24 protein-coding genes are annotated in these 25167 nt (G+C 71.6%); 10 read left to right on the top strand and 14 right to left on the bottom strand.

Annotated features, from left to right (window positions below; genetic code table 11):
- The first annotated feature begins 94 nt into the window (after window positions 1-94).
- Complete coding sequence (locus ACIQV3_RS31540) at window positions 95-1423, top strand: PAS domain-containing protein (protein WP_403718065.1); 1329 nt, start codon at window positions 95-97, stop codon at window positions 1421-1423.
- Window positions 1424-1524: 101 nt separating this feature from the next.
- Here the strand turns inward: ACIQV3_RS31540 and ACIQV3_RS31535 are convergent, their stop codons facing one another.
- Window positions 1525-2280 carry an SIS domain-containing protein gene (locus ACIQV3_RS31535; RefSeq protein WP_403718063.1) on the bottom strand — a complete coding sequence of 252 codons (756 nt, stop codon included), beginning with the start codon at window positions 2278-2280 and terminating at the stop codon, window positions 1525-1527.
- Between the two features lie 268 nt (window positions 2281-2548).
- On the opposite strand from ACIQV3_RS31535, the gene ACIQV3_RS31530 reads away from it, so the two are divergent.
- Together ACIQV3_RS31530 and ACIQV3_RS31525 are read left to right on the top strand one after the other, a co-directional pair.
- Complete coding sequence (locus ACIQV3_RS31530) at window positions 2549-3241, top strand: metal-dependent transcriptional regulator (RefSeq protein WP_403718061.1); 693 nt, start codon at window positions 2549-2551, stop codon at window positions 3239-3241.
- A 417-nt stretch (window positions 3242-3658) separates the two neighbouring features.
- Entirely contained in the window at window positions 3659-4582 is a 924-nt protein-coding gene (locus ACIQV3_RS31525) for an alpha/beta fold hydrolase (protein ID WP_403718058.1), read from the top strand.
- A 169-nt stretch (window positions 4583-4751) separates the two neighbouring features.
- Here the strand turns inward: ACIQV3_RS31525 and ACIQV3_RS31520 are convergent, their stop codons facing one another.
- From ACIQV3_RS31520 to ACIQV3_RS31510, 3 genes are all read right to left on the bottom strand, one after another.
- A complete protein-coding gene (locus tag ACIQV3_RS31520) occupies window positions 4752-6410 on the bottom strand; it encodes a transporter (RefSeq protein WP_403718055.1) in 1659 nt (552 codons plus the stop codon).
- Window positions 6407-7303, bottom strand: coding sequence for an ABC transporter ATP-binding protein (locus ACIQV3_RS31515; RefSeq protein WP_403718051.1), 897 nt, complete (start codon window positions 7301-7303; stop codon window positions 6407-6409). Before ACIQV3_RS31515 ends, ACIQV3_RS31520 begins: the two co-directional genes overlap by 4 nt.
- 111 nt (window positions 7304-7414) lie before the next feature.
- Window positions 7415-8104 carry a bifunctional DNA primase/polymerase gene (locus ACIQV3_RS31510; RefSeq protein ID WP_403718048.1) on the bottom strand — a complete coding sequence of 230 codons (690 nt, stop codon included), beginning with the start codon at window positions 8102-8104 and terminating at the stop codon, window positions 7415-7417.
- Window positions 8105-8314: 210 nt separating this feature from the next.
- Between ACIQV3_RS31510 and ACIQV3_RS31505 the strand changes: the two genes are divergently transcribed.
- From ACIQV3_RS31505 to ACIQV3_RS31495, 3 genes are all read left to right on the top strand, one after another.
- Window positions 8315-9694 (top strand): transcriptional regulator, encoded by a 1380-nt coding sequence (locus ACIQV3_RS31505; RefSeq protein WP_403718045.1) that lies wholly within the window; start codon window positions 8315-8317, stop codon window positions 9692-9694.
- Window positions 9695-10072: 378 nt separating this feature from the next.
- Window positions 10073-11521: a hypothetical protein gene (locus tag ACIQV3_RS31500; RefSeq protein ID WP_403718041.1), complete on the top strand. Its 1449-nt coding sequence runs from the start codon at window positions 10073-10075 to the stop codon at window positions 11519-11521.
- 125 nt (window positions 11522-11646) lie between these two features.
- Window positions 11647-12657: a quinone oxidoreductase family protein gene (locus tag ACIQV3_RS31495; RefSeq protein ID WP_403718039.1), complete on the top strand. Its 1011-nt coding sequence runs from the start codon at window positions 11647-11649 to the stop codon at window positions 12655-12657.
- An 87-nt stretch (window positions 12658-12744) separates the two neighbouring features.
- On the opposite strand, the gene ACIQV3_RS31490 is transcribed toward ACIQV3_RS31495, so the two are convergent.
- Complete coding sequence (locus ACIQV3_RS31490) at window positions 12745-14085, bottom strand: ABC transporter substrate-binding protein (RefSeq protein WP_403718037.1); 1341 nt, start codon at window positions 14083-14085, stop codon at window positions 12745-12747.
- A 231-nt stretch (window positions 14086-14316) separates the two neighbouring features.
- Here ACIQV3_RS31490 and ACIQV3_RS31485 point away from each other — a divergent pair, with 231 nt between their 5' ends.
- Both ACIQV3_RS31485 and purU read left to right on the top strand, forming a co-directional pair.
- Window positions 14317-14763 (top strand): hypothetical protein, encoded by a 447-nt coding sequence (locus tag ACIQV3_RS31485; RefSeq protein ID WP_403718208.1) that lies wholly within the window; start codon window positions 14317-14319, stop codon window positions 14761-14763.
- Window positions 14764-14782: 19 nt separating this feature from the next.
- Window positions 14783-15658, top strand: a complete 876-nt coding sequence (gene purU / locus ACIQV3_RS31480) for a formyltetrahydrofolate deformylase (protein ID WP_403718034.1) — start codon at window positions 14783-14785, stop codon at window positions 15656-15658.
- 34 nt (window positions 15659-15692) lie between these two features.
- Here purU and ACIQV3_RS31475 read toward each other — a convergent pair whose 3' ends face one another.
- Window positions 15693-17153 carry a maleylpyruvate isomerase N-terminal domain-containing protein gene (locus ACIQV3_RS31475; RefSeq protein ID WP_403718029.1) on the bottom strand — a complete coding sequence of 487 codons (1461 nt, stop codon included), beginning with the start codon at window positions 17151-17153 and terminating at the stop codon, window positions 15693-15695.
- A complete protein-coding gene (locus tag ACIQV3_RS31470) occupies window positions 17150-17728 on the bottom strand; it encodes a sigma-70 family RNA polymerase sigma factor (RefSeq protein ID WP_403718025.1) in 579 nt (192 codons plus the stop codon). The genes ACIQV3_RS31475 and ACIQV3_RS31470 overlap by 4 nt, the downstream gene beginning before the upstream one ends.
- A gap of 319 nt (window positions 17729-18047) precedes the next feature.
- On the opposite strand from ACIQV3_RS31470, the gene ACIQV3_RS31465 reads away from it, so the two are divergent.
- Window positions 18048-18566, top strand: coding sequence for an EF-hand domain-containing protein (locus tag ACIQV3_RS31465; RefSeq protein WP_403718023.1), 519 nt, complete (start codon window positions 18048-18050; stop codon window positions 18564-18566).
- A 92-nt stretch (window positions 18567-18658) separates the two neighbouring features.
- Here ACIQV3_RS31465 and ACIQV3_RS31460 read toward each other — a convergent pair whose 3' ends face one another.
- A complete protein-coding gene (locus tag ACIQV3_RS31460) occupies window positions 18659-19075 on the bottom strand; it encodes a DUF6463 family protein (RefSeq protein ID WP_403718020.1) in 417 nt (138 codons plus the stop codon).
- A 49-nt stretch (window positions 19076-19124) separates the two neighbouring features.
- Here ACIQV3_RS31460 and ACIQV3_RS31455 point away from each other — a divergent pair, with 49 nt between their 5' ends.
- Complete coding sequence (locus ACIQV3_RS31455; RefSeq protein ID WP_403718016.1) at window positions 19125-19712, top strand: TetR/AcrR family transcriptional regulator; 588 nt, start codon at window positions 19125-19127, stop codon at window positions 19710-19712.
- 7 nt (window positions 19713-19719) lie between these two features.
- On the opposite strand, the gene ACIQV3_RS31450 is transcribed toward ACIQV3_RS31455, so the two are convergent.
- From ACIQV3_RS31450 to ACIQV3_RS31425, 6 genes are all read right to left on the bottom strand, one after another.
- A complete protein-coding gene (locus tag ACIQV3_RS31450) occupies window positions 19720-20637 on the bottom strand; it encodes a helix-turn-helix domain-containing protein (RefSeq protein ID WP_403718013.1) in 918 nt (305 codons plus the stop codon).
- Window positions 20638-21165: 528 nt separating this feature from the next.
- Window positions 21166-21708, bottom strand: coding sequence for an NUDIX hydrolase (locus tag ACIQV3_RS31445; protein WP_403718010.1), 543 nt, complete (start codon window positions 21706-21708; stop codon window positions 21166-21168).
- A gap of 4 nt (window positions 21709-21712) precedes the next feature.
- Window positions 21713-22834, bottom strand: coding sequence for an adenosylhomocysteinase (locus tag ACIQV3_RS31440; RefSeq protein WP_403718007.1), 1122 nt, complete (start codon window positions 22832-22834; stop codon window positions 21713-21715).
- 16 nt (window positions 22835-22850) lie between these two features.
- Window positions 22851-23300 (bottom strand): ATP-binding protein, encoded by a 450-nt coding sequence (locus tag ACIQV3_RS31435; RefSeq protein ID WP_403718003.1) that lies wholly within the window; start codon window positions 23298-23300, stop codon window positions 22851-22853.
- Window positions 23301-23417: 117 nt separating this feature from the next.
- Window positions 23418-24263 carry a helix-turn-helix domain-containing protein gene (locus ACIQV3_RS31430; RefSeq protein ID WP_403717999.1) on the bottom strand — a complete coding sequence of 282 codons (846 nt, stop codon included), beginning with the start codon at window positions 24261-24263 and terminating at the stop codon, window positions 23418-23420.
- Window positions 24260-25012 carry a DUF6879 family protein gene (locus ACIQV3_RS31425; RefSeq protein ID WP_403717997.1) on the bottom strand — a complete coding sequence of 251 codons (753 nt, stop codon included), beginning with the start codon at window positions 25010-25012 and terminating at the stop codon, window positions 24260-24262. The genes ACIQV3_RS31430 and ACIQV3_RS31425 overlap by 4 nt, the downstream gene beginning before the upstream one ends.
- Window positions 25013-25167 lie beyond the last annotated feature (155 nt).

Raw genomic sequence — 25167 nt, 5'->3', positions numbered from 1 at the left:
ATCGTCCCAATCCGCAGAAACCCGTGTGGGCTGCGTCACGTTCGAGTTCAATGACGTGACGTGCCGCACACGCGAACACCTGTAGGGGGCCCAGGTGACTGCATCCGGACGTGATGAGACCGCCGACGATCTGCTCGCAGCGCTGCTGGACGGGATGGACGCGGCCTTGTGCGCGTTCGATGCCGACGGGGTGATCACCCACTGGAACCGTGAGGCCGAGCGGATCCTGGGGTGGTCGGCGATCGAGGCCGTGGGGCGCAAGGGGTTCGCGGGGTGGGCCGTGCGGGCCGCCGACGCGCAGGACGTGCAGGACAGGCTCATGGCCGCCCAGGACGTGCCGGGGCGGCAGGTGCACGAGTTCGCGCTGCTGACCAAGGACGGCGGGCGGGTGCTCGTGCGGACCCAGTCCGCGGGGGTGCCGGGCGCCGACGGGAAGCCGGCCGGCGTGTACTGCGCCTTCAGCGAGGTGCACGCGCAGATCGACCTGGAGCGTTCCATCGCCTTGAGCGAGGCCCTCATGGAGGACGCCTCCTGGGGGGTCGTGCTCGTCGACGTGGACCTGCGCCCGGCCGTGGTCAACGCGCACGCCGCCCGCGCCTTCGGCTCCGGCCGCACCGTGCTGCTCGGCCGGCCGCTGGGGGAGCTGATCGCGCAGGGGGTGGAGGAGCTGGAGGGGGCCCTGCAGCACGTACTGGCCGAGGGCGCGCCCCCGGCGCCGCTGGAGCTGTGGGTGTCCGTACGGGGCCCCGAAGGCGTGCGGCGGCGGTGCTGGCGGTGCGGGTTCCTGCGCCTGGCGTCGCCGCTCGCGGAGGAACCCGTACCGCTCGGGGTGGCGCTCCTGTTCCAGGACGTCACCGAGGCCCGGCAGGCGCTGCTGGACACGGCGCGGCTGCGGTTCCGGTCCCATCAGCTGTACCGGGCCGGGCGTGCCGCCGCCGAGTGCGAGGACCCGGCCGAGGCGGCGGCGGTCCGGCTGGAGTTCGCCCTGGCGGGCTTCGCCGACCACGCGCTGGTGGACGTACTGGACGGCTCGCCGCGGGAGCGCGTACGGCTGCTGCGCTGGGCGGCGTCCCCGCCGGGCGTGCCGGGGCTGCCCGAGCCCGGGGCGATCCCCGTGCGCTACGGGGCGGGCCACCCGGCGCTGCAGGCGCTGGACCGGGCCGGGTCGGTGCGGGCCAGCACGCCGCGCGGGCAGGCCGACGGGGCGTGGGCGGGCGCCCGGCGCTGGCCCGCGGACGCGGCGCACGCCCTGTGCACGGTGCTGCGCAGCCGGGGCCGGAACCTGGGGACGCTGACGTTCCTGCGGGGGCCGTCGCGGGCCGCCTTCGAGCGCGCGGACGCGGCGTACGCGGAGGAGGTGGCGGCCCGCGTCGCGGCGGACCTGGACCTGGCCCAGGCGGGGCGGAACCCGCGTAGGGCTTAGCGGCGGACGCCTGGTGGCGGACGCTCACCGGCGTACGGCCCGGCGGCGTACGGCCCGGCGGCGTACGGCTCGGTGGCGTACGGCTCGGCGGCGGACGCCTACTAGTGGCGGAAGAAGATCCGGTCGCCGTACTCCTGCATGACGCGGCCGTTCCACTCGTGGCCGCCGTCCACGTTGCCCGAGCGCAGCAGCGGCGGCTCGACCCCGCGGGCGACGAGCTCGCCGGCCGCGGCGGCCATGACCGCCTGCATGATCGCGCTGGTCACGACGGTGGAGGCGGGGGCGAAGGGGGCTTCGATGCCCTCGTGGGTGAGCTCGGCGTCGCCGACCGCGATCTTGCTGTCGAGGACGATGTCGCAGTGGTCCTTGAGGAAGGTGCTGGAGACGTGGCGGGACTTGGTGTCGGTCGCGTAGGCCACCGAGGTGACGCCGATGACCTTGAGGCCGATCGCGCGGGCGTTCATGGCCATCTCGACCGGCAGGGCGTTGCGCCCGGAGAGGGAGATGATCACGAGGACGTCGCCGTCACTGGCGGGGCTGCTGTCCAGGACCGCCCCGGCGAGGCCGTCGACGCGCTCCAGGGCGCTGCCGAGGGTGGCGGGCATGACGTCGATGCCGGCGGTGCCGGGGACGGCGAGGAAGTTCATCAGGGCGAGTCCGCCGGCCCGGTAGACCACGTCCTGGGCCGGGAGTGAGGAGTGCCCGGCGCCGAAGGCGAAGAGCTTGTTCCCGGCGGCCACGGCGTCCGCGATGACGGTGCCGGCCTCGTTGATGCGGGCGGACTCCTCGTCCCGTACCCGCTCCAGCAGGCCGATCGCGGCGTCGAAGAACTGACCGGCCAGCTTGCTCTCGCTCATACGCCGATGGCCTTCCGGGGTGGGAGTGGGTGAGGTTGTCGTCCGTGTCCGCCGCTCACCGTGCGGTCTGGACCAAGGGCGTGTCAATACGAACTTCCATCCAGGGGGCGAAAGGCCCGGTGGGCGCCGTAATGAGAGGTGACCGGAGGGGCGTGGGAGGCGTTTCGGGGCAGTCCGGAACGGCCCTTCGCGTCCAGCACGGGACGGTTGTCGGCGTGATGCGTCAGAATTGGGGGCAGGGCCAGCGCACGCAATCCGAGGGGCACGAATGTCCGGACTGATCGATACCACGGAGATGTACCTCCGCACCATCCTCGAACTGGAAGAGGAAGGTGTGGTCCCCATGCGCGCCCGCATCGCCGAGCGGCTCGACCAGAGCGGCCCGACGGTGAGTCAGACGGTGGCGCGGATGGAGCGCGACGGCCTGGTGGCGGTCGCCAGCGACCGGCACCTGGAGCTGACGGACGAGGGCCGCAAGCTGGCGACGCGGGTGATGCGCAAGCACCGCCTCGCGGAGTGCCTGCTCGTCGACGTCATCGGCCTGGAGTGGGAGCAGGTGCACGCCGAGGCCTGCCGCTGGGAGCACGTGATGAGCGAGGCGGTGGAGCGGCGGGTGCTGGAGCTGCTGCGCCACCCGACCGAGTCGCCGTACGGGAACCCGATCCCGGGGCTCGAGGAACTGGGCGAGAAGGCCGAGGCCGATCCCTTCCTGGAGGAGGGCATGGTCAGCCTGGCGGAGCTGGACCCGGGCGCCGAGGGCAAGACCGTGGTGATCCGCCGGATCGGCGAGCCGATCCAGACGGACGCACAGCTGATGTACACGCTGCGGCGGGCGGGCGTGCAGCCCGGCTCGGTGGTCAGCGTGACCGAGTCGCCCGGCGGTGTGCTGGTCGGCAGTGGGGGCGAGGCCGCGGAGCTGGAGGCGGACATCGCCTCCCACGTGTTCGTGGCGAAGCGCTGACGGACGGAGGGGCTGGGGGTATTCGGCGGCTGCCGGCCGGTTCTTGACATCTGTGGGCCTTCGGCAGCTGCGTGGTCTTCGACAGGCTGACGCGCGGACGTTCGATCGGGTCGCCGGTGCGAGCGAATCCGGCTGGTGTCGGCCGGTGCGGACCGGTGCGGATCTGTATGGATGGTCCCGGCGCCTTGCGGCGCCGGGACCGGTCCTCCCCTACTTGACCTGGAGCCCCGAGCTCTCAAGGTCATCCCTTCGGACCGTCTTCCCCGAGCGGTCCGCCTCCCTGTTGAAAGGATCTCCATCGGCAGCGGCGGTCAATCCTTGAGCAAGGTCACTCGAAAGAGCGGTGTTGTCAGCGAGAACCCCGTTTTCGAATGCGGGTTCGATACTGTGGCCGGGAGCGAAGGGGGTGCATCTGCGGTGGTACGACGCCTCGATGTGACGGGGGCCGACGGCGTACGCCTGGCGGCCTGGGAGTTCCGCGGAGCGACGGCGGAGCGTGAGCCGGATCCGTCCCGCTCGCCGTCACCGCTGCAGTCGCAGTCGCCGTCGGGTGAGCCCGCGGCCCTCTTACTGCACGGCCTGATGGGCCGCGCCTTCCACTGGGCGGGCACCGCCCGCTGGCTCGGTGCGAGCCGCCGCGTCGTGGCCCTCGACCAGCGCGGCCACGGCCAGAGCGAGCGCCCCCCGACCTCCGGCCCCGCCGGCTCCGTCGCCTACGGCAGGGAGGCCTTCGTGGCCGACGCCGAAGCGGCCGTCGAGCAGCTCGGCCTCGCGCCGGTGACGCTGATCGGCCATTCCATGGGCGCCCTCACCGCCTGGCAGCTGGCGGCCCGCCGCCCGGACCTCGTGGCGGCCCTGGTCATCTGCGACATGCGGGCGTCCGCGCTGGGCGAGGCCTCGCAGCAGGAATGGGAGGAATGGTTCCGCCACTGGCCGCTGCCGTTCCCCACCCAGGACGCCGCGCGGCGCTGGTTCGGCGAGGACGACCCGCGGGTCGAGCGCCCGGATCCCGGCCGGGGCGAGTTCTTCGCGGAGGTGATGCACGAGGCCGACGACGGCTGGCGGCCCCTGTTCTCGCGCCGCCAGATGCTGACCGCGCGGGAGACGTGGGTGCACGACGCGCACTGGGAGGAACTCGCCCAGGTCCACTGCCCGACGCTGGTCGTCCGCGGCCTGGACGGCGAACTGGGCCGGGCGGAGGCCCAGGAAATGGTCCGCGTCCTGCCGGCCGGACAGTACGCGGAGATCCCGGACGCCGGCCACTACCTCCACTACGACCACCCGGCGGCCTGGCGCGCGGCGGTGGAGCCGTTCCTGGAGGGCATCAAGGCCTCGGCGTAGTCCCGCGCGGGTGCGGGGCCGGGCGGGCCCGTCGGGCTGGCCGGCGCCCGTCGGCCCGCAGCGGCCGCGCGAGACCGAACGGGCTGTGGCCCTCCGCTCCCCCAGGGGGCAGAGGGCCACGGCCCGTTCGGTCTCGCGCCGGTACTCGGCCGGTCGGCCGGCATGCCGGTCAGCCCTTGCTGACCGCCACCAGGATCTCGGGGAGCTTGCGCACCACCACCGGGGCCGCGAGGCGCAGCCCGGCCCAGGTGGCCAGCGTGCCCCAGGCCAGGCCCAGCGGGAGCAGGATCCAGGCCAGGGACTTCTGGTCCGTGGCGCTGAAGTAGACGGCCAGGGCGATCAGCGGGGAGCTGACCAGGGCCGAGGCGAGCAGGCCGCCGATGAGGGCCGCCCACGCCAGGGCGCCCTGGCCCGGGGCGACGCTCTTGAAGGCGCCGTCGGTCGGGATCGAGTACGCGAGGTGGGCGGAGGCCAGGGCGCCCGTGCACAGCATCGAGCCGAGCAGGGCCAGGGCCAGGCCCAAGGCGCCGGGGAAGCCGGCCCAGTCGCCGAGCAGGCCGGCCGTGACCGCCGCGACCAGCACCGTGAAGGGCACGGTGACCAGCGAGAGGGCCAGGGCGCGGGCGCGCAGCTCCACGTACGCGTCCCGGGTGCTGGAGATGGTCTGCGCGACCATCCAGAACGCCGAGGTGTCCTGGCCGAACTGGTTGTACATCTGCAGGCCGAGCATGCCCGAGGCGAAGCAGGCCAGGTACACCGAGCCGGCGCCCTGGACGGCGTTGACGACCGGGATGATCAGGCCGAGGGCCAGGGCGGACACCCACGCCGACTTGGTCTTCGGGTCGCGCATCATGTAGCGCAGCACGCGCTGGGCGGCCGCGCCCGTACGGTCGTCCGGCAGGAGCGACCAGCCGCGGCCGGCCGCGCCGTTCGCCGGCTTCTTCTTCTCCTTGGCGGCCTCGATCGTCGAACCGTCCGGGGTGACCATCAGCTTGGTCAGGCTGCGCTCCCAGAACCGGAGCAGCAGGCCGAGGGCCGCGACGGTGATGAGGAGCTGCGCGGCCGCGATCCCGTACGAGCCCTCGCTCGCGGAGTCCACCATCCCGATGGCCGTCGCGGGCGGGAGCCAGCGCACGACCGCCCCGGCCGGCTCCAGCTTGTCCAGGCCGCCGGTCTCGACCAGCCGCTGGGCGGCGAAGTTCGCGGCCTGCGCGCCGATCGCGATCAGCAGGCCGCTGAGCAGCGCGAGGTCGCGCCCCTTGCGGCTGGTCAGCAGCCGGACGTTGGCGGTGGCCACCGCGCGGGCCAGCGCGACGCAGCCGACCAGCAGCAGCGGCACGGCCAGTACGGCGGCCACCAGGCCCGCCGCGCCCCGGGCGACGGCGATCACCGAGCCGACGGCCAGGCACAGCGTGAACAGCGGCCCGATGCCGACGAGGGAGGCGGCCAGCATGGCCCGTACGAGCGGACGCGGACGCAGCGGCAGCATGACCAGCCGGGTCGGGTCGAGCGTCTCGTCGCCGGTGGCGAAGAACAGCGGGACGAACGTCCAGCAGAGGGCCGTGATCGCCGCCAGCAGGACGACGACCGCGCCGGCGTGCGCGTTGCCGCGCAGCGCGACGAGGCCGAGCGTGGCGAGGAAGGCGATGACGAGCGCGAAGGCGAGGGCGCTGAAGTAGGCGGCCTTGCGCGTCGAGGAGCCCTTGAGCCCGTTGCGCAGGAGCGACAGCTTGAGGCGGACGAAGATCGGGGTGATGTCGACGGACGCGGTGGCCGCGTTGGCCTGCGCGGCCGACGCGGACGGGGTGGACGCGACGGACGTGCTCATCGGACGCCCGCCCCGCTCCCCGCACCATTGCCCGCTCCATTGCCCGTCCTGTTGCCCGCAGACCCGCCGCCGAGCCAGTCCAGGGACTCGCCCGTGGCCCGGCCCTGCGCCCCGACCAGCTCCAGGAACGCGGTCTGCAGCGAGGGCGCTTCGCCCCGTACGTCGGCCAGCGGGCCCGCGGCCCGGATCCGGCCGGCGGCCATGACGGCGACCCAGTCGCACAGCGACTCGACGAGCTCCATGACGTGGGAGGAGAAGACGACCGTGGCGCCGGAGGAGGTGTAACGTTCCAGCACTCCGCGGATGGTCTGCGCGGACACCGGGTCCACGCCCTCGAACGGTTCGTCCAGGAACAGCACTTCGGGGTTGTGGAGCAGCGCGGCCGCCAGGCCGATCTTCTTCCGCATGCCGGTCGAGTAGTCGACGATCAGCTTGTGCTGCGAACCGGCCAGGTCCAGGATGTCCAGCAGCTGCGTGGCCCGGCTGTCCGTCTCGCGGCCCGGCAGTCCCCGCATCCGGCCCATGTAGCCGAGCAGTTCGCGCCCGGAAAGGCGCTCGAAGAGCCGCAGTCCCTCCGGCAGTACGCCGATCCGGGACTTCACCGCGACCGGGTCCGCCCACACGTCGTGCCCGGCGACGATCACCCGGCCCATGTCCGGGCGCAGCAGCCCGGTGATCATCGACAGCGTGGTCGTCTTGCCCGCGCCGTTCGGCCCGACCAGGCCGACGAACTGCCCGGCGGGCAGCTCCAGATCGATCCCGGACACGGCCACCTGCTCGCCGAACCGCTTCCACAAACCCTCGACCCGCACGGCGGGTGCGGCGGACGGTGCGGGTCGCGCACCGCCGCCCGTTCCGTCCGTCCCGCCTGTCGCAACGCCCTGGTCCGGCATGCGCCTGCCTCTCGTCCTGTTCCCCGTGTCCTGCTTTTCTCACCATAGGAGGAGGGGGAGAGGCGGAGCAGTTACTTATGTCATGAGTTTCCGCGCGGGCATGTCCGCTGGTCAGGCCCCGCGCCGGGCCCGCTCCGCCGCCGCCTCGCGCCCGCACGCGTAGGCCAGGGCGTCGATCAGCTCCTCCACGTCCGGCAGCCACCGGTTCGCGGCCGTCGGGGGCTGCGCCCACTGCACCGAGCCGCGTCCGCCGATCCGGGTCGGCGGGGCGGGCACGTACTCGCCCTCACCGCGTGCGACCAGATCGAGCTGGGCCGGCTGCCACCCGATCTTGCGCAGCAGGTCGGGCACCTTGGCCCCGGCGCCGGGCAGGACGAAGAACAGCATCCGCCCCGCCGGGTTGGCGATCACCGGTCCGAGGGTGCGCTGCATGCGCTGGAGCCGGGCCAGGGCCAGGAAGCCGGCCGCGTCCGGGACGTCGAGAGCGTCGAAGGTCCGGCCGGTGGGCAGCAGGATGGAGGCCTTCGGGTTCTTCCCCCAGACCCTCCTGACCTGCACGGCGCTGCCGGAGGCCTGCGTGGCCCAGTCCTTCCCCGCCGCGTGCGCGCCGGGCACCGGGCACTCCGGTGCCCCGCACGAGCAGCGTTCCCGCCCGTCGGCCGACTCCAGCCAGGTGCCGGCGAAGACATCCCAGTGCCGTTCTTCCGTGTACCGCACGGCATGGTCCAGCAGCGGTTCACTGCGCTGCAGGGGGATGGGCGCGGTCTCCGTGACTCCGATGGTCTCTTCCACGTGCAACACAACTCTTGCGGTCACCGGGGGTTACGGGCGTAAACCGGCCGGGCTCGGGAGCATCGATCCTGCATGCGGGGCGCATTGGTGCATCGCGGGGGGCGCGTAGGAGGCCGGGGCGCCGGAGGTGGGTAGCGACAGGACCCAATGGGGAAGATTCCCCGCACATCAGGCGGGAAGTGATCATTCGAACGATCACCCGCGTCTCTGGGGGTTTTCATGGCAGCCAGGCCTCTCGTCGCCCGCCAGCCGAACGAACGGCTGCAGGCGCTCATCCAGGAAGCCGGGTGCTCCAATGCCGGGCTCGCCCGGCGCGTCAACATGTGCGGGGCCGAGCACGGACTCGACCTCCGCTACGACAAGACCTCCGTGGCCCGCTGGCTGCGCGGCCAGCAGCCGCGCGGCCGGGCTCCGGGGATCATCGCCGAGGCGCTGGGCCGCAAGCTCGGCCGGACCGTCACCATCGACGAGATCGGCATGGCCAACGGCAAGAACCTCGCCTCGGGCGTCGGCCTGCAGTTCTCCCCGACCGTCATCGGCGCGATCGAGCAGGTCAGCGAGTTGTGGCGGAGCGACGTGGGCCGCCGCGACTTCCTGTCGGGGTCGAGCGTGGCCTCCTCGGCGCTGGTCGAGCCGAGCCGCGACTGGCTCATCACCGGGGCCGACGCGCAGGTCGCGCGCAGCGGCGGCTCCCGGGTGGGGATGTCGGACGTGGAGGCGGTACGGGCCACCACGCAGGCGCTGAAGGACCTGGACCACCGCTTCGGCAGCGGGCACGTGCGCCCGGTGGTGGTGCACTACCTCAACTCGGTGGTCTCCGGCCTGATCGGCGGCTCGTACCGGGAGCCGGTGGGCCGGGCCCTGTTCGCGGCGGTCGCCCGACTCACGGAGCTGGCGGGCTACATGGCGGTGGACACCGGCCAGCCGGGCCTGGCCCAGCGCTACTACATCCAGGCCCTGCGGCTCGCGCAGGCGGCCGGCGACCGGGCGTACGGGGGCTACGTACTGGCGGCTTCGATGAGTCACCTCGCCGCCGAACTGGGCAACCCGAGGGAGATCGCGCAGCTGGCCAGAGCGGCACAGGAGGGCACCCGGGGCCAGGTCACCCCCCGGGTGGAGGCGATGTTCTACGCGGCGGAGGCGCGCGGGCACGCGCTCCTCGGCGACGCGCGGTCGACGGGGGTGCTGTCCTCGCGGGCGCTGACGGCGCTGGAGCGGGCGGAGCCGGAGTCGGGGGACGACCCCGAGTGGATCCGCCACTTCGACCGGGCCTACCTCGCGGACGAACTGGCGCACTGCCACCGGGACCTGGGCCAGGCCGACGCGGCGGCCAAGCGCGCGGAGGAGTCCCTGCGGGACCTCCCGGCGGGCAAGGCGCGGCGCCGGGCGATCGGCCTGCTCCTGCTGGCGGCGGCGCGGGTGCAGCAGCGCGAGGTGGAAGCCGCCTGCCAGACGGCCACGCAGGCGGCGGAGCTCCTGTCGGGCCTGCGCTCCCACCGCGGGACGGCCTACCTGGAGGACTTCCGCACCCGCCTGGACCCGTACCGGGAGGAACCGGCGGCCCGGGAGTTCACCGCCCGCCTGGAGCCGGTCGGCTGACCCCGCGGTCCGGTCCTGTCGGCCCTTGACCTCGATGCGGCCCTCCCGGCCGGTGTCGCGGGGCCGGCGCGGCCGCGCTCGCGACGGGCGCCGCCGGCGCGCCCACGGCCGCGATGACGACCGCCGTGCCGACGGCCGCCATCGTCCTCTGGGAGCTGTTCACCGGTTCTCCCCCGTGCGTCCATGCGATCTTCCGCGGGGTTGGACGGCCGACCCGCCCCGGGGGGTCGTACGGACCACCGGCCTTCCCCGCCGATACCGGACACCGGGCGCCCGGTCCGGCTGCCGGGGACGAGGCCGACACTGTCAAACTCGGCGGGGAACGGTAGCGTGAGCCGACGGTTCCGTAGACGCGGACAGGTCGGAGAGGGAGTTCCGGTGACGGAGAGCGGACAGGGCGGCAGCCCGCAGGGAGGCGAGCCGTGGGGCCCGCACGTACCCGCACAGCCGCCGACGCAGCCGCCCGCGCAGCCCGGCGGGGAGCCGGATCACCTGCAAGGCCAGCCGTCGTCGTACGGTCAGCCCTCCTACGACCAGCCCTCCTACGGTCAGCCCTCCTACGACCAGCCGTCGTACGGCCAGCCCTCCTACGGCTACCCCGCACCCGACGGCCCCGATTACGGCTACGGCTACCCGCAGGGTCACGTGGTCGGCCCCGGCTACGAGGGCCCCGGCGACCCCCACGGCTACGGCTACCCGCCGCTGCCGGAGGCGGCCACCCAGTACATTCCGCCGGTGCCCGCGGCCCCCGCGCACGAGGAGGCGGCGACGCAGTTCATCGCGCCGATCCCCGCGGGGCCCGCGCACGGCGAGGCGGCCACGCAGTACATACCGCCGGTCCCGGCGGGCCCCGCGCACGGCGAGGCCGCCACCCAGTACATCGCCCCGATCCCCGCGGGCCCCTCCTACGGCGAGGCCGCGACGCAGTACATCCCGCCGGTGCCGGCCGGTCCGGCCGATCCCGCCGCCGGGTTCGACGGGCTGTTCCGGGGCGAGGAGTTGCAGCGAACCGCGCAACTGCCGCCCGTCCAGGAGCCGGTGCTCCGCCGGCAGCCGCCGCAGCGCCCCCACCCGCAGCAGCAACAGCAGCAGCATTTCGCGCAGCAGCAGTACGCGCAGCACCCGCAGCAGCAGTTCGCGCCGCCGCCGCAGCAGTTCCAGCAGCAGCCTCCCTTCGCGGAGCCGCCGGCCCCCCGCAAGGTCTCTCCCGCGATCATCGCCGCCGTGGTCATCGGCCTGGCCGTCGTCGGGCTCGGGGTCGGTGCGCTGCTCAGCGACGGCAAGGCGCAGAACAACGACCCGGTCGCCGTGGCACCCACCCCCACCCCCGGCAGCTCCGCCGCGGACGCCGCGGAGGTACCGCTGGACCCCGCGCAGCCGCAGGCGGTCCAGCTCGACAAGCTCCTCGCGGACAGCAACGACAGCCGGTCCGCGGTGATCAAGGCCGTTGAGGACATCAAGAGCTGTAACAACCTGGACCAGGCGGCCACCGACCTGCGCGACGCGGCCCGGCAGCGCGACGAGCTGGTGACCCGGCTCCAGGAGCTCAAGGTGGACAAGCTCCCGAACGAGAAGAAGCTGACCGCCGCCCTCACCAAGGCGTGGAAGTCCTCCGCCGAGGCCGACAACAGCTACGCGGACTGGGCGGACGACATCAAGTCCGACGGCGACAAGTGCAAGGACGGCAAGGCCCGGACCACCGACAACGCCTCGGACGGGAACAAGTCGAGCGGCGACGCCACCAGGGCCAAGGAGACCGCGTCCAGCCTGTGGAACAGCATCGCCGGCAAGTACGACCTCACCAAGCGGGACAAAAGCCAGCTCTAGGCGCATGGCCTCTCGGCGGGGGCGGTGGGCTGGTCTGCCGGCCGGGAATCGGTTCGCCGTCAACGGGGTTGGTGGGGGATGAGCCATCAACGGGGTTGGTGGGGACGAGCCGTTATCGGAGGGTCATGCGAGCGATTCAGGTGTACGAAGTGGGCGGTCCCGAGGTGCTGCAGGAGGCCAGGGTGGACCAGCCGCGGCCGGGTCCGGGCGAGGCGATCGTGGAGGTCGCCGCATCCGGGGTCAACTTCCTCGACGTCTACCACCGCGAAGGCCGGTACAGCCTCCCGCTGCCCTTCACCCCGGGCGCTGAGGGCGCCGGCACGGTCGTCGAAGTCGGACCCGGCGTCACTGACGTCGCGGTCGGGGACCGGGTCGGTTGGGTGGAGATTCCCGGCACGTATGCCGAGCGGGCCGTCGTGGACTCCTCCCGGCTGGTGCCGCTGCCCGACGACATCGGCTTCGAGACGGCCGCCGCCGTGCTCCTCCAAGGCATGACCGCGCACTATCTCGTCAAGGACGCCTACCCGGTTCAGGGGGGCGACACGGTGCTCGTGCATGCGGCCGCTGGCGGCATGGGGCTGCTTTTGACCCAGCTCATCACCCATCTCGGCGGCAGGGTGATCGGCACGACGTCGACCACGGCGAAGGCCGAGCTGGCGAAGCGTGCCGGGGCCGCTGAGGTGATCCTTTCCTCCGCGGTCGACGATCTCGCAGCCGAGGTGAGGCGGCTCAACGGCGGTCAGGGACTGCCGGTTGTCTTCGACGGCGTCGGCGCGCACACCTTCGATGCGAGCCTCGCCAGCCTGCGAACCCGCGGCCATCTCGTGCTCTTCGGCGCGGCAAGTGGTGCCGTGCCGCCGTTTGATCCGATTCGGCTCGCCCACGGCGGTTCGCTGACCCTGATCCGGCCCAGCCTCGGGGACTTCATCGCCGATCGGTCCGAACTGCTCCGACGGGCCGCCGATGTGTTCGAGTGGGTGCGCTCCAAGGCGCTCGAGGTCACCGTGACGGGCCGCTACGCATTGTCCGAGGCCGCCCAGGCCCACAGCGATCTGGAGGCTCGGCGTACCACCGGCAAGCTGCTCGTCATACCCGATGCGGCCGCCATGGGACGCCGCGAGGAGACGCAGAGCTGATCGCGGGCGACGAGGTCGGGGATCTTGGAGACTGAGATGTCGAGGGCATGGCCGACCGTCATCGCCCAGATCCCCGACGGGGGCGTCCTACGAACGGGGGGCCTGCTCCAGGGTCTTGGTCATGTCCATGGACTGCTCCCCGCCCTGCTGGGCGACCAGCCGGCCCTGCTGGACGACCTGGAAGGTGACCCGTCCGTTGACCATGCGGGGGAAGCCGGAGACGGCGCGCATGTCCTGGTAGCGCCAGCTGAGGTCGGGGGTCAGGCCGCCGGTCTCGACGGGCTCGGCCTGGTTGAGCTTGCGCGTGAGGGTGCGCCCGGTGATGTCCTCGTCCTCCTTGAACCGCTTCACCATCTCGCTGAACACCGTGTACGCGATCCAGGTGTTCTGGGCACCGCTGTCGTCGGGTTCCACGGCGTTGTCCCCGAAGGCGTGGTCGGAGATGACGTTGCGCATCTGCGTCCAGAGCGGGTCGGTGGACACCGGGTACCAGCTGGTGACGTACGCGCCCTCGAAGGGGCTCTCCTTGCCGCCGGTGCGGTCCACCAGGGCCTGGCTGACCGAGCCGAGGACCGAGGAGATCTGCGGCTTGCGGTTCTGGACGTCGGCGCGGCGGAAGGCGTCGAAGAAGGTCTCGGTGCGGGCGCCGAGCACGGCGGCCACGCAGCCCTTCTCCTTCCCGTCCTTCCCGTCCTTCGCGGAGGAGGCGTCGCCCTTCGAGGCGCCGCCGGGGGAGGTGGCGGTCAGTGCCTCGCTGGCCTGGGCGCGCAGGTCCGCGGAGTCCTCGGAGGCCCGGATGTCGCTGGCCCCGGCCATCTGGTTGGCCTTGAGGCCGGCGTTGAGCTGGCCCGGCAGGGAGTCGCCGGCGAGGGTGTCGGGGCGGACCAGGGCGACCTTGGCACAGGTGCGCCCCAGCTGGTGGCCGGCGCCGGCCACCAGGACGGGCTGGCCGCCGTTGACCGGGTAGGAGAGCGGGGACTGGAACTCCTCGGGGGAGAGCCCGTACCCGCCGATGAACGGGATGCCCGCGACTTCCAGCGGGGCCAGGAAGGCCCGTCCGTGCTGGCTGTAGGAGCCGACGATGGCGACGGCCTTCTCGGCGACCGCCTTGCGGGCGCAGTCGGCGGCGCCGGTGGGCGTGTTGCGCTCGTTGCAGGTCAGGACGCGGAGCTTGCGGCCGTTGATGCCGCCCTTGGAGTTGACCCAGCGCTCGTAGGCCTTGGCCATGCCGGGCAGGCCGGGCATGTTGGTCGCCCTGGAGTCCTCCGGGGCGAAGGTCATGACGGTGAGGGTGTCGGCGCCCCCGGAGCCCCCCGAGCCTCCGGGGAGCGCCCCGCAGCCGGCGACGAGACACGCGCCCATCGCCATGGCCGTGGTCCGGGCCAGAAAGGTTCGGGAGAGTGCCGCTGCGCTTCGCCGGGTGGTCATGTGCATGCACCATTCCGCGCCCCGGGTAACTGAAGTGTGAGGTGTGCGCAACATCGGGTGACGTCGAGGTGAATTACGGGGGTCACCCGCACGCTCGGTGAGCACCGGTCGGGTCCGGGCCGTCGGGTGCGGGCGCCTGAAGATCACGCCGGACGGGAACGTACGATCGAAAGCGTGACATTCGCCCAAGGTTCGAAGAACTCTTCCCGCCACGGCGGCCGCTCCTCCACCATGGGCGGCATGCCCCTCAACGACATGCCGTGGTGGCGCTGGCGCAGCAACGTGCGCTCGGCGCTGCACATGCTTTCCGACCCCGCGTTCCAAGAGGACACCTGGCTGGCCGGCGCCGAGGGGTACGGGGACGTCACCGACGCCGTGTACCGGCTCGTCGAGGACACCTGGCTCGACAGCTGGTCCGCGGAGAAGTACGTCGGCACGATCTTCCGCGACTCGCAGGAGGCGGCCCTCGTGGACCTCGCCGTGCTGCGGGTGCTGCGGATCATGCACCAGATCGGCCCCGACGCCCCGGTCTCCGGATACCTGGAGCACCACGCCTGGCCGGAGGCGGTACGGGCCGCGCGCGAGGCCCACGTACGGCTGGCGACCGTGGACGGGGACGACCCGGACGCGCGGCCGCGCTCGCTGGACGTCCTGAGGATCCTCACGCGCGCGGTGTGATGTGGAAGGCTGTGGGGTCATGAGCGACGACCCGCAGCCCCAGGCCACGCAGCAGTACGTACTGACCCTCTCATGCCCGGACAAGCAGGGCATCGTGCACGCCGTGTCCAGCTATCTGTTCATGACCGGGTGCAACATCGAGGACAGCCAGCAGTTCGGCGACCGCGACACCGGCCTGTTCTTCATGCGGGTCCACTTCGCGGCCGACGCCCCGGTGACGGTCGAGAAGCTGCGGGCCAGTTTCGCCGCGATCGGCGACAGCTTCCGGATGGACTGGCAGATCCACCGCTCCGACGAGCGCATGCGGATCGTGCTGATGGTGTCGAAGTTCGGGCACTGCCTCAACGACCTGCTCTTCCGGCACCGGATCGGCGCGCTGCCGGTGGAGATCGCGGCCGTGGTCTCGAACCACACCGACTTCGAGGAACTGGTCGGCTCGTACGGGGTCCCGTTCGTGCACATCCCGGTGACGAAGGACACGAAGGCGGCGGCGGAGGCGCGGCTGCTGGAGCTGGTGCGGGCCGAGGAGGTCGATCTCGTGGTCCTCGCGCGGTACATGCAGGTGCTGTCGGACACCCTGTGCAAGGAGCTGAGCGGGCGGATCATCAACATCCACCACTCGTTCCTGCCGAGCTTCAAGGGCGCGAAGCCGTACCACCAGGCGCACGCCCGGGGCGTGAAGCTGATCGGCGCGACCGCGCACTACGTGACGGCGGACCTGGACGAGGGCCCGATCATCGAGCAGGAGGTCGAGCGGGTGGGGCACGAGGTCACCCCGGACCAGCTCGTGGCGATCGGCCGGGACGTGGAGTGCCAGGCGCTGGCGCGGGCCGTGAAGTGGCACAGCGAGCACCGGGTCCTGCTGAACGGGACCCGGACGGTCGTCTTCACGTAACCGCCGACCGGGCCCGGTCGGCAGGGCGGGCGCCCTACATCCGGCTGAGCGAGGCCGCCGCGAAGAGGACGTCGCGGATCGCCTCCCGGTCGCCGTTCTGGCCGACCGCGGCGTCCTCCGGGGAGATGTGGCCCGCGGCGAGCTGGCAGAACTCGGCGCCGTCCAGGGCGATCCGGGCCACCGTGTGGTCCGGTGAGGGCCTCGCCGCGGGGGAGTCCAGGGCGATGTCCCAGCCGCCGCCTCCCGCACCCTCGATCTCCAGGTGCAGGGTCCGGCCCGGTGCGCCCGCCGCGACCAGCCCGCGCGCGGGCGCGGCCAGTCCCGCCCGCCGTCGCCCGGCCAGGGCCGCCGGCAGGAGCCGGGCCGCCAGGTCGATCATCCGGTTCAGGTGGGGCGCGGACGGCGGCCCGTACGGATAGTCCACCGCCTCCGCGATGTCCACGGCGTGCACCCAGCACTCGAAGGCGCGCTCCAGGAAGGCGTCCCCGAGGGGCAGGGCGAAGCCGCCGTAGGCCACGTCCAGTTCGGCCACCCCGCGGCCCGCGAAGGAGACCGTACGGACCAGGGTGTGGCCCTGCTCCCGCCACGGCTCGCGGACCCGGCGGGTGGTCGGGCACGGGGAGTCCTCCCAGAACCGTTCCGTGCGCTCGGCCGGGGTGCCGGCGGACGCCTCCGCCCCCAGGGGGTCGTCCAGGCCCAGCGCGGAGGCCACGAGGCCGTCCACCGCCAGCAGGTGCCCGATGACCCCGGCCACCGTGGTCCGGCGGGTCTGGCGGCGTTCCTCCTCGAACCACTTCAGCCGGACCGGGGTGTGCCACTCCGAGTCCCCGAAGTCCCGCAGCAGCGCGTCGAGCCGCGCCGTCTCGGTGTCGTACGGGCTCGCCCACACCGGGACCGGGATGCGGGCGGGACGCTTGCCGAGGCAGTCCTCCAGCACGCGCGAGCGCAGCAGCGGCTTGAGGTCGAGGCTCTCCTCCGGGTGCAGCAGCCCCACGGCGTCGCGCAGCCGCAGCGCCTCCTCGGCGCAGGGCGCGCATTCGGTGAGGTGGTCCTCGACGGCCTGGGTCTCCTCCGCGGAGCAGGCCGCGAGGGCCCAGGCGCCGAGCAGGGACTTCAGTACGGCGTGGCTGGGCGGCGGCGCGGCCGGGAGGGGCTCCGGTTCGGGCTCGGGCTCGGGCTCCGGTTCGGGCTCGGCGGGTGCCGGTGCGGCCGGGAAGGAGGTCACCACCGGGTACTCCGTGAACTTCGCGTACTCGGCATCGTCCAGGGCGTCGAGGGCGTCCAGGGAGTCGAGGTCCACCGGCCCGTCGGGGTCGGCCGGCCCGTCGGGGTCCAGGGGCCCCTCGGCGGACGGCACGTACCCCGGCCCCGAGAGGTCGAGGTCGTCGGCCGCCCCGCGCGGGCCCGGTATGCGCGCCGGGCCGCCGCCGGGGTTCGGCGGCCGCTCGTACTCCTCGCCGTCGTCTTCGCCGAAGGGGCTCGGTGGCGTCGTCATCGGGGCGTTCCATATCCGGAGGGGCCGTACCCGGGCGGCACGGTGTCGTCGCGGGGCACGGCGTTGGCCGTGGACAGCAGTTGCAGGCCCAGGCGCAGCCGGCGCCGGGCCTCGTCCTCGCTGATCTGGAGATCGGCGGCGGCCTGGCGGTAGTCGCGGCGCTTGAAGTAGGCGAGTTCGAGCGCGGCCCGCAGGGGTGCCGGCATGGAGGTGACGATGAAGTCGGCGCGGGCCGCCGCGTTGGCGCTGCGCACCTTCTGCTCCAGTTCCTCGCGGGAGCCGTTGCCCAGTTCGGCCTGGCGCAGGCGGGCCACGGCCTGGCCCTGGGTGATGCGGGCGACCCAGGAACGCATGGAGCCCTGTTTGGGGTCGTAGGCGTCGGGGTTCTCCCAGATGTACCCGAAGACCTCGCGGGTGACCCGGTCGGCGGCCTTCTCGTCGTTGAGCACCCGGTGGGCGAGGCTGTGCACGAGCGAGGCGAAGCGGTCGTACAGCTCTCCGAGCGCGGCGGCCTCGCCGCGGGCCAGGCGTTGTTGCATGCGGCGGTCCCAGCGCGGTGGTGCGTCCTTCGGCATCGTGCCCCCAGCCGGATTCCCGGTTTCAGCCGTGTGTCGACCACTCGAATGTAGTGGGCATGAAGCGGTGTGCGCCCGTTTTGCCAGAACCTCGTCCAGGAACCGCGCCCTGCGTGATAGAGGCGTCGCACGGCGTGAACGCGGATGCGGGGCCCGCCGCATGGGTACATGCGTACGCGCCCCACCGCGCTCCTCGTGCGCTGGTTCGATGCGGCCACCTCCTTGCCCGCTTCGCTTAACGCGCAGGCCACGTAGGGCTTACGCTCCTGTCCTGTCTTGAACTGCACCCCACCGCATATGTGAAGGCGGAACGCCGAATATGGACAGCGCAGAATACGAGCGCAAGATCGCCGCCCGCTTCGCCACCTTCGACCAGGACGGGTCGGGGTACATCGACCGGGAGGACTTCAGTACGGCGGCCAGGGCGGTCCTGGCCGAATTCGCCGTCGCCGCCCGGTCCGACAAGGGCCAGGCCGTCTTCGCAGGTGCGGAGGCCTTCTGGCAGGGCATGGCCGGCATCGCGGACGTGGACGGGGACCAGCGGGTGTCCCGCGAGGAGTTCGTCACGGGCGCGGCGAAGCGGCTGCGGGACAACCCGCACCGGTTCGCGGAGATCGCGCGGCCGTTCCTGCGCGCGGTGATCGCGGCGGCGGACCCGGACGGGCCCGGCGCGACCCCGGCGGCGACGGCCCGCGTGCTGCGCGTGCTGGGCACGCCGGTGGAGCTGGCGGACCCGGTCGCGGCGGCCCTGGACGCGGACGGCGACGGCCGCATCACGGAGGACGAGATCCTGGCGGCCTTCGCGGGCTACTGCGGGGTGGCGGCGCCGGACGCGTAACGTCTGCGGCGCGCAGGGGCGGCGGCGAGGTCCGGTCGTGCGAACGGACGAGCTCGCTATCGCCCCAAGGCCCCGCTCGGCCAGGTCCGAGTTCAGGAGCGGGCGGCCCGGGAGGGCGTGCGCTGCGCGAGGATGAGCAGCACGGCCGGTACGAGGCCGAGCACAAAGCCGGAGGGTCCCAGGATCCAGGCGCTCACGAGGACCCATGCGCCCAGGATCCAGCCCGCGTAACGGGGGATCCCCTGGCCGGCGCGCGCCATCCGCGTGACGAGGAGTCCGAGCAGGATCAGCGGCACGGCGAGACTGCCCGGGAGGGCCCAGAAGTCGGCCCGTGAGGCGACGATGGCGGGGTCCGTGATGTCGGCTCCGCGCAGCTCACCGCCGAGCCAGTCCCCCCATCTCGACCACGTGCTGACGCTGAACAGGACGATGTGCGCGGTGCCGATGGCGGTCATGCTGCGCCCGGCCCAGGTGTTCAGGGTGCGTGCGCGGGTCCCGCCTGCCGACATGATTACGTTACCGCTAGTTCCGATACTCATAGTTTCGTATCATGGGGCCATGAAGCCCTCGAAGCAACCCACCGGCCGGCCACGGGAGACCCGCGTGGACGACGCGATCCGTGACGCGGTACGCGAGTTGGTGCAGGAGTCGGGATACGCGGCGCTGACCATGGACGCGGTGGCCGCCAAGGCGCGCGTGGGCAAAGCGGCCATCTACCGCCGCCACGCCTCGCGCAGCGAACTGGTCTTCTCCGCGCTCGTCCACGGGCGCGAAACCGAACCACTGCCGGACACCGGATCGTTGCTCGGGGACCTCACCGCGCTCGCGGACCTGATCCTGCGACTCTTCTGCGACCCGGCGGTCACCCCCGCTCTCCCCGGCCTGCTCGCGGAAATCAAGCAGCAGCCCGACATCGCCGCACGCTTCCAGGACACTTTCATCGCCAGCGAGCGAGCCGAGGTGACAAGGCTGCTCGACCGCGCCCTCGCGCGCGGCGAACTGACCTCGCCCGCCGACCCCGCACTCGTCCACGCCGCCGTGCTCGGCTCCTGTTTCGCCTGGGTGTTCCTCCTGGACGAGCCCCCTGCGCCCTCCCTCGCCCCCCGCGTCGCCGCGCTGGCGGCGGCAGCCGCGAGCACCGTCTAGCCCGCACTCACGTCGGCTGAGAGCAGCCCTGGGTCGTGAGGGCGGGCATGCCGCGCAGGGCGCGGCGGGCGATGTCGGCCAGGGAGGCGACCTCGGTGGGGGAGAGCGGGGCCGTAGGGGCCGTCGTGCGGGGTTCCGCACAGCTGCGGCAGGGGGCGTCCGGGCTGGGGTGCGGGTCGTGGCAGATGCCGCATTCGGCGGGTGGCGCGGCGGGCGCGGCGGGGTCCTTGTGGACCCGTGGCGCGGGGAGCTTGCGGCCGAGGCGGTCCGCGAGCAGGGCGCGGGCCGAGTAGACGAACCGCGGCAGGCCGTCGGTGAGCAGCGAGCGGGTTTCCAGCTCGGACACTCCGTGTGCGAGCCACTGTTCGGCGAGTGGGGCGAGCACGAGCGCCTCGGTCGCGCTGAGTGCGAGGCGGGGTTCGTACCTCGCGATGCGAGCGAGGAGCGCGGCTCCCCGGCTGGAGGCCGCCGTCAGTTTGACGGGTTCGGGGAGGGAGGGTTCTTCTCCCGTAGTTTTTGTCCCCAAGGGGGACGCTCCCGTCTCTCCGCCCTCCCTCTCACCGGTTCCCGGGTCTGTGGCCTGAGCGGGGTCCGGGTCGGGCTGCGGAGGTTCCGGGCGGTCGTCCGTGTGCGGGGTGTCGTAGACGAAGGTCTCGGTGCGGACGTGTCCGGTCTCCGGGTCCCGCACGGTCCGCCGCAGGTAGTACCCGTACCGGACCAGTTCGTCGACTGCCTTGGCGACTCCGCGCCGCCCCACCCCGGGGTGCTTGTCGGCGAGCGTACGGACGTCCTCGCGGGAGCCGTCGGGAAGGGAGAGGAGGTATCCGAGGATGCCTCGGGCCGTGAAGCTGAGGCGCCGGTCCCGGAGAACTTCGTTGCCGAGGACGGTGAAGGCACGCTTGCGGGGGCTAATCTGGATACGCACGGAAGGCCTCTTCCTTCGGTGTCGGGCCCCGGGGTGTTGGCGCACCGCCGGGGTCACCTGACTCTGTTGAGTTCGTGTTGATCCGGGACGGTAGCGCACCCCTTCCGGCATATACCAGCCATGGCCAGCGATGTGAACTATGCTTCATATTCCCGGGAGTTCGCCCTCCCATGGGGGTTACCCCTGTTACACGCCTCCGGCCATGGCGGCCCCGTGGGCCTGTTGGCCGCGTAGGAACGCCACCGGTCCCGGTCCGGCCGCGAAGGCGGCTTCGGCGGCCGAGGAAGGCGGCTGGATCTTCGTCGACCGCGAGGAGGAGCCGGACCTATGGCCCACGCGGTGTGGAGTCCGCATCGCTCGGTGGTCACGCAGCTGAACGACGGCACCGTTGCTCGGGGGCCGAGCGCGGGCGAGTTCACGTACACCCTGGCTGCATCGCGATACACGACGTAAGACCCCGCCAACCTGCCGAACGAAGTGGCAGGCGAACGGGGCCTTTTGCTGTTCCGGCTGAGAGCGGAGGCTGGACTACCGAAGCGATGCGGCGACCCGAGCCCGCAGCATCTCGTCAGTGATGGTGTCCACGCTGCGCCAGGCGTAGCCGCTGACTTCCTCCTCTTGGAGCGTCACGGGCTGGTCGCCGGTCGCGCGGAAGACGTACCGGAAATCCGCGTGCCAGTGGGCGCCCTCGCCCTTGCTGTCGTTCGCGGGGATCGGATGTACGTCGATGTGCACGGGCGCGGGCTGGACAGGAGCCATGCTGAGGGTCACTCCCGTCTCTTCGACCAGTTCGCGGAGTGCTGCGCCCAACAGGTTCGCGTCCTCGGGCTCAAGGTGTCCGCCCGGGGTCAGCCACTTGCCGAGCGCGTTGTGATGAATGAACAGCGCCTCACCCCGGTCGTTGACGAGCACAGCGCCCGCTGTGACGTGCCCACGGAACTCCTTCCGGCTGGTCACGTCTGCGTCCCGGTCCAGGAGCTCGGCCAGAGGGGCGAGCGCATGCTTGTCCTCGGGGTGCACGTCGGTGTACTCGGCGAGGGTCGTACGGATGTGGTCTGCCGTGATGGGCATCGAATCACCTGTTGTAGTAGTGGAGCCAGGTAGCCGCGATGGCTTCCCGGTCGGTGGTGGGTACCTCGTACATGCCGGCCTCCAGCCCGCCGCGCGCCAGCATGGCCGCGCCCGCGAGGATCTCGGCCTGAACGAGGAAGATGAACGGTCCAACGCTCGCGCCGTGGATGAAGTTGACCGCCTCGCCCCCATTCAGCAGATAGAAGTAGTGCCCGGTCGTGCTGTAGCGACTCACGTGCTCGCCGGCGCTGTCACGGATGTAGCCCGAGGGCAGTCCGCTCAGCTCCAACTCGTCTTCCGAGCTGGTCACGGTCGCCACGTAGGCCCCGTTCTTGAGCTGCGGGAAGTCCTCGCCACGCAGCGAGAGAGCCCCCGTCGCGCAGAGAACGAGTCCAGCCGTGGCTATGGCCTGGTCCCGGTCCCGGGCCACTTCAAAGCCCTGTGACATGGCCTGTGCGCGCCGTACGGGGTCGATGTCGTAGACGATGACCCGAACGCCCTTGACGTGCAGCAGACGGGCGATGCTGGACCCGAGCTTGCCGAACCCGAGGACCAGGGCCGGGCGCCCGTGCAGGATGTCCCCGCGCTGCCGCAACAGCGCTTCGGCGGAGAACACGACGGACTGTCCGACCAAGAAGTCTTCCGGGTCTTTGAGAGGGCTACGGGCCACCGAGACGACCGGGCACGGCAGCTTGTCCCGCTCGGCGTAGCGCTTGTGTCCGTTCTCGGTGTCCTCGACCACGCCGAGGATGGTTCCCGAGAAGCGTTCGCACAGCGCGTCCAGCGAGGGAGCGAAGTAGCCGCCCACGTCGAGCAGAACGACGCTCTCTCCGGCCGTCCTGGTCTCCAGGTACGTCACGGCGGTGTCGGGGTCGCTGAACATATCGCGGGACAGCTCGTCGCACGCTACGGTCCGTTCGATCTCTCGGCGAGCGCTAGCGTGGATGGACTTCGGCTTGGGCAGAACGGCCCGCAGGTGCGACACCTTGCCCACGGCCCCGACGAACGCGGGTCGCTCGGGCAGCAGATGAGTGATCAGCAGCGAGGACGGGCGTTCGTGAGGCGTGAACGCTTCGGCGACCTTGCCGAAATACGTGTCGAGCCGCGCACGATCGGCAGATTCCATGGGTGCCCCTTCTCTGTCAGCGGTGGAACTCGGTCCAGACGGCTTTGCCGGGGTTCCGCTCCCGCACGCCCCATGCGTCCGAGAGCGCAGCCACAAGCAGCAGCCCCCGCCCGGTCGTCGCGTCGGTGCTCGCACCGGTTCGAGGGAGGTGGGGCATCGGTTCGCCGCTGTCGTGCACCTCTGCCCGAATGACTGGTCCGTCGTGCACCAGCTTCAGCAGGAAACCGCGCCCGGGTGGTGCTCCGTGACGGACGGCGTTGGCCGCCAGCTCTCTCACGCACTGCACGATCTCGTCCGTACGGCTGTCCACCCGCCAGTCCACCAGGGCGACCCGGGTAAAGTCCCGGGCCCTGGGTACCGCCCGGAGCGTTCGGAGGTAGAACCGACTACGGGATGGCGGATCGTTCGTCGCGATGGTCTCGGGGCTGTGTGTCCTTCCGCTGTCCCGAGAAACGCGCAGCGTCATCGCGTTACGCCCGGTGATGTTCGTACTGTCTCGGCTCACCGTCCCGCCCTTCGCATCTGGCTCTGTGTGCCAGAACGCTAGGCAAGGCGGGGGAAGCCTGAGGGGCCGTATTCGCGGTTATTCTCGCGGGCTCAAGAACTGTTTTGCCCGTACGAGCGCACGATGTGCCTCGGCTCCGTAGAGAGCGTTCCTCTCCAATGCCTCCCACGCACGAACGTGCAGCGCAACGTCCTCCGGATCGTCCAACCACATCTCGGCGTGCCATGTCTCGGTGATCACGAGGCTGTCGTCATGCACGGAGAACCCGACCCCGGCGGGTACGTTCATGTCCGCTTCGAAGGGCACGATCCCCACCCTGACATTCCCCGATCCGAGCCGCCCCACGATCCGGTCGAGCTGTGCGGAGAGCACGGTGGGTGGACAGGGCCGGGCGCGTAGCGCTCCCTCCCAGATGAGGAAGTGAAACGACCGGCCCTGATCCGTGAGGATGTCTTGGCGCCCCATGCGTGCTTGCACGGCAGCTTCGATGTCCCTGGGGGCGGTATGGATCGTGGAGTACCGAGTCAGGACGGAACGTGCGTATTCGGCGGTCTGCAAGAGTCCCGGTATCAGTGAGGGGTCGAAGCTGCGGCGGGAGTGCGTCTTCTGTGCTTGTGCCCAGTGCGCTTCCTGTACAGCGCGGTATCCGCCGGCCAGTTGTCGACGCCAGGATCGGTACTGCGTCTCCAGTCCACGCAGGCGCCCGACCAGTTCGCCTGTTGCTCCCGGGTTCCCGGTCCCCTCGGCCCATGCCGTGAGATCGGCGACGGTCGGCGTCTGCTTTCCGTTTTCCAGCTTGCTGACCTTGGACTGTCCCCACTCAAGCCGGTCAGCCAGTTCGCGACCCGTGATCCCACCCTCGGTGCGCAGCTCCCGTAGGCGCGCACCGAGGGAAACCCGGGCTTGCGAGAAGTCCGTACTCACTCAGCGGACGGTACCTGAGCCGTGAACTCCCGGTACGGGAGCGCGTGGTGCCATGCGGCATCCCGCGTCTGGCAGGCTCGCAGTACTTCGGCCGGGTCAGTGATCAGCTCCATGCCGATGGTGCGCTCCCCCTCGAAGTGGAAGCGTGCCACGGTGCGGGAGTCGAACAGCCAGAAGTCCGAGAGATTCACGCCGTAACGCTCGGCGTCGTCCCGCCACAGGTGCCGGATGTCCTCGCCGGCTGAGACGTTCGTCCGGGCGCACGCGAGTAGGTACTGCTGTCCAATGGTCGGCGGGTTGTCCACGATCCGAACCCGCTCGAACCGCTTGCCACTGTCGACCATGCGCCGCACGTTGGCGAACCACGGGTGCCCGACCTCCCCGGCGGTGTCACCGGTCCGCAGGAACTCTTGGTAGGACGGCATGGCTTGATCGGAGGCGTAACCACTCCGGGTCTCCAGCCGCCAGGCAGTGTGCTCGAACCCGTCGTTGATGAACTCGCTGATCTTCTGCTGCGGAACGAACTCCGGCACGTGCGTGACCTCCCTCGGGGAGAAGTTCGCCAGCAGCGCCCGAGGGACAACCACGAACGCTTCCTCCTCTTTGACGTACTTGAGCTGCGCCACGTCCATGGGGTCGGTCACCGCGTCCCCCTGTACGAGCACTTCCCCAGTGTCCAGGTCCTCATAGAGCGTCGGGCAGTCGCCCACTCCGGACGTGCTCCCGAGGACCCGCAGTCGCCTGGCCATGGCTGTTCCCCTCGTCGTCGGACACAACAGCGCAAGCATGATGAACCCGAGGGGCCGCTGTCCGGGGTGATTCTCGATTATTCGCACCTCAGGAAGCACGCAGAAAGCCCCCGCACCCGTCCCGATCGATCCGGCGCAGGTACTGGGGGTCGGCT

This window comes from Streptomyces sp. NPDC099050 (assembly GCF_044759865.1).
Classification (GTDB): domain Bacteria; phylum Actinomycetota; class Actinomycetes; order Streptomycetales; family Streptomycetaceae; genus Streptomyces.
The sequence above is the reverse complement of the archived record's forward strand: the minus strand, read 5'-3'. Positions and strand labels throughout refer to the sequence as shown.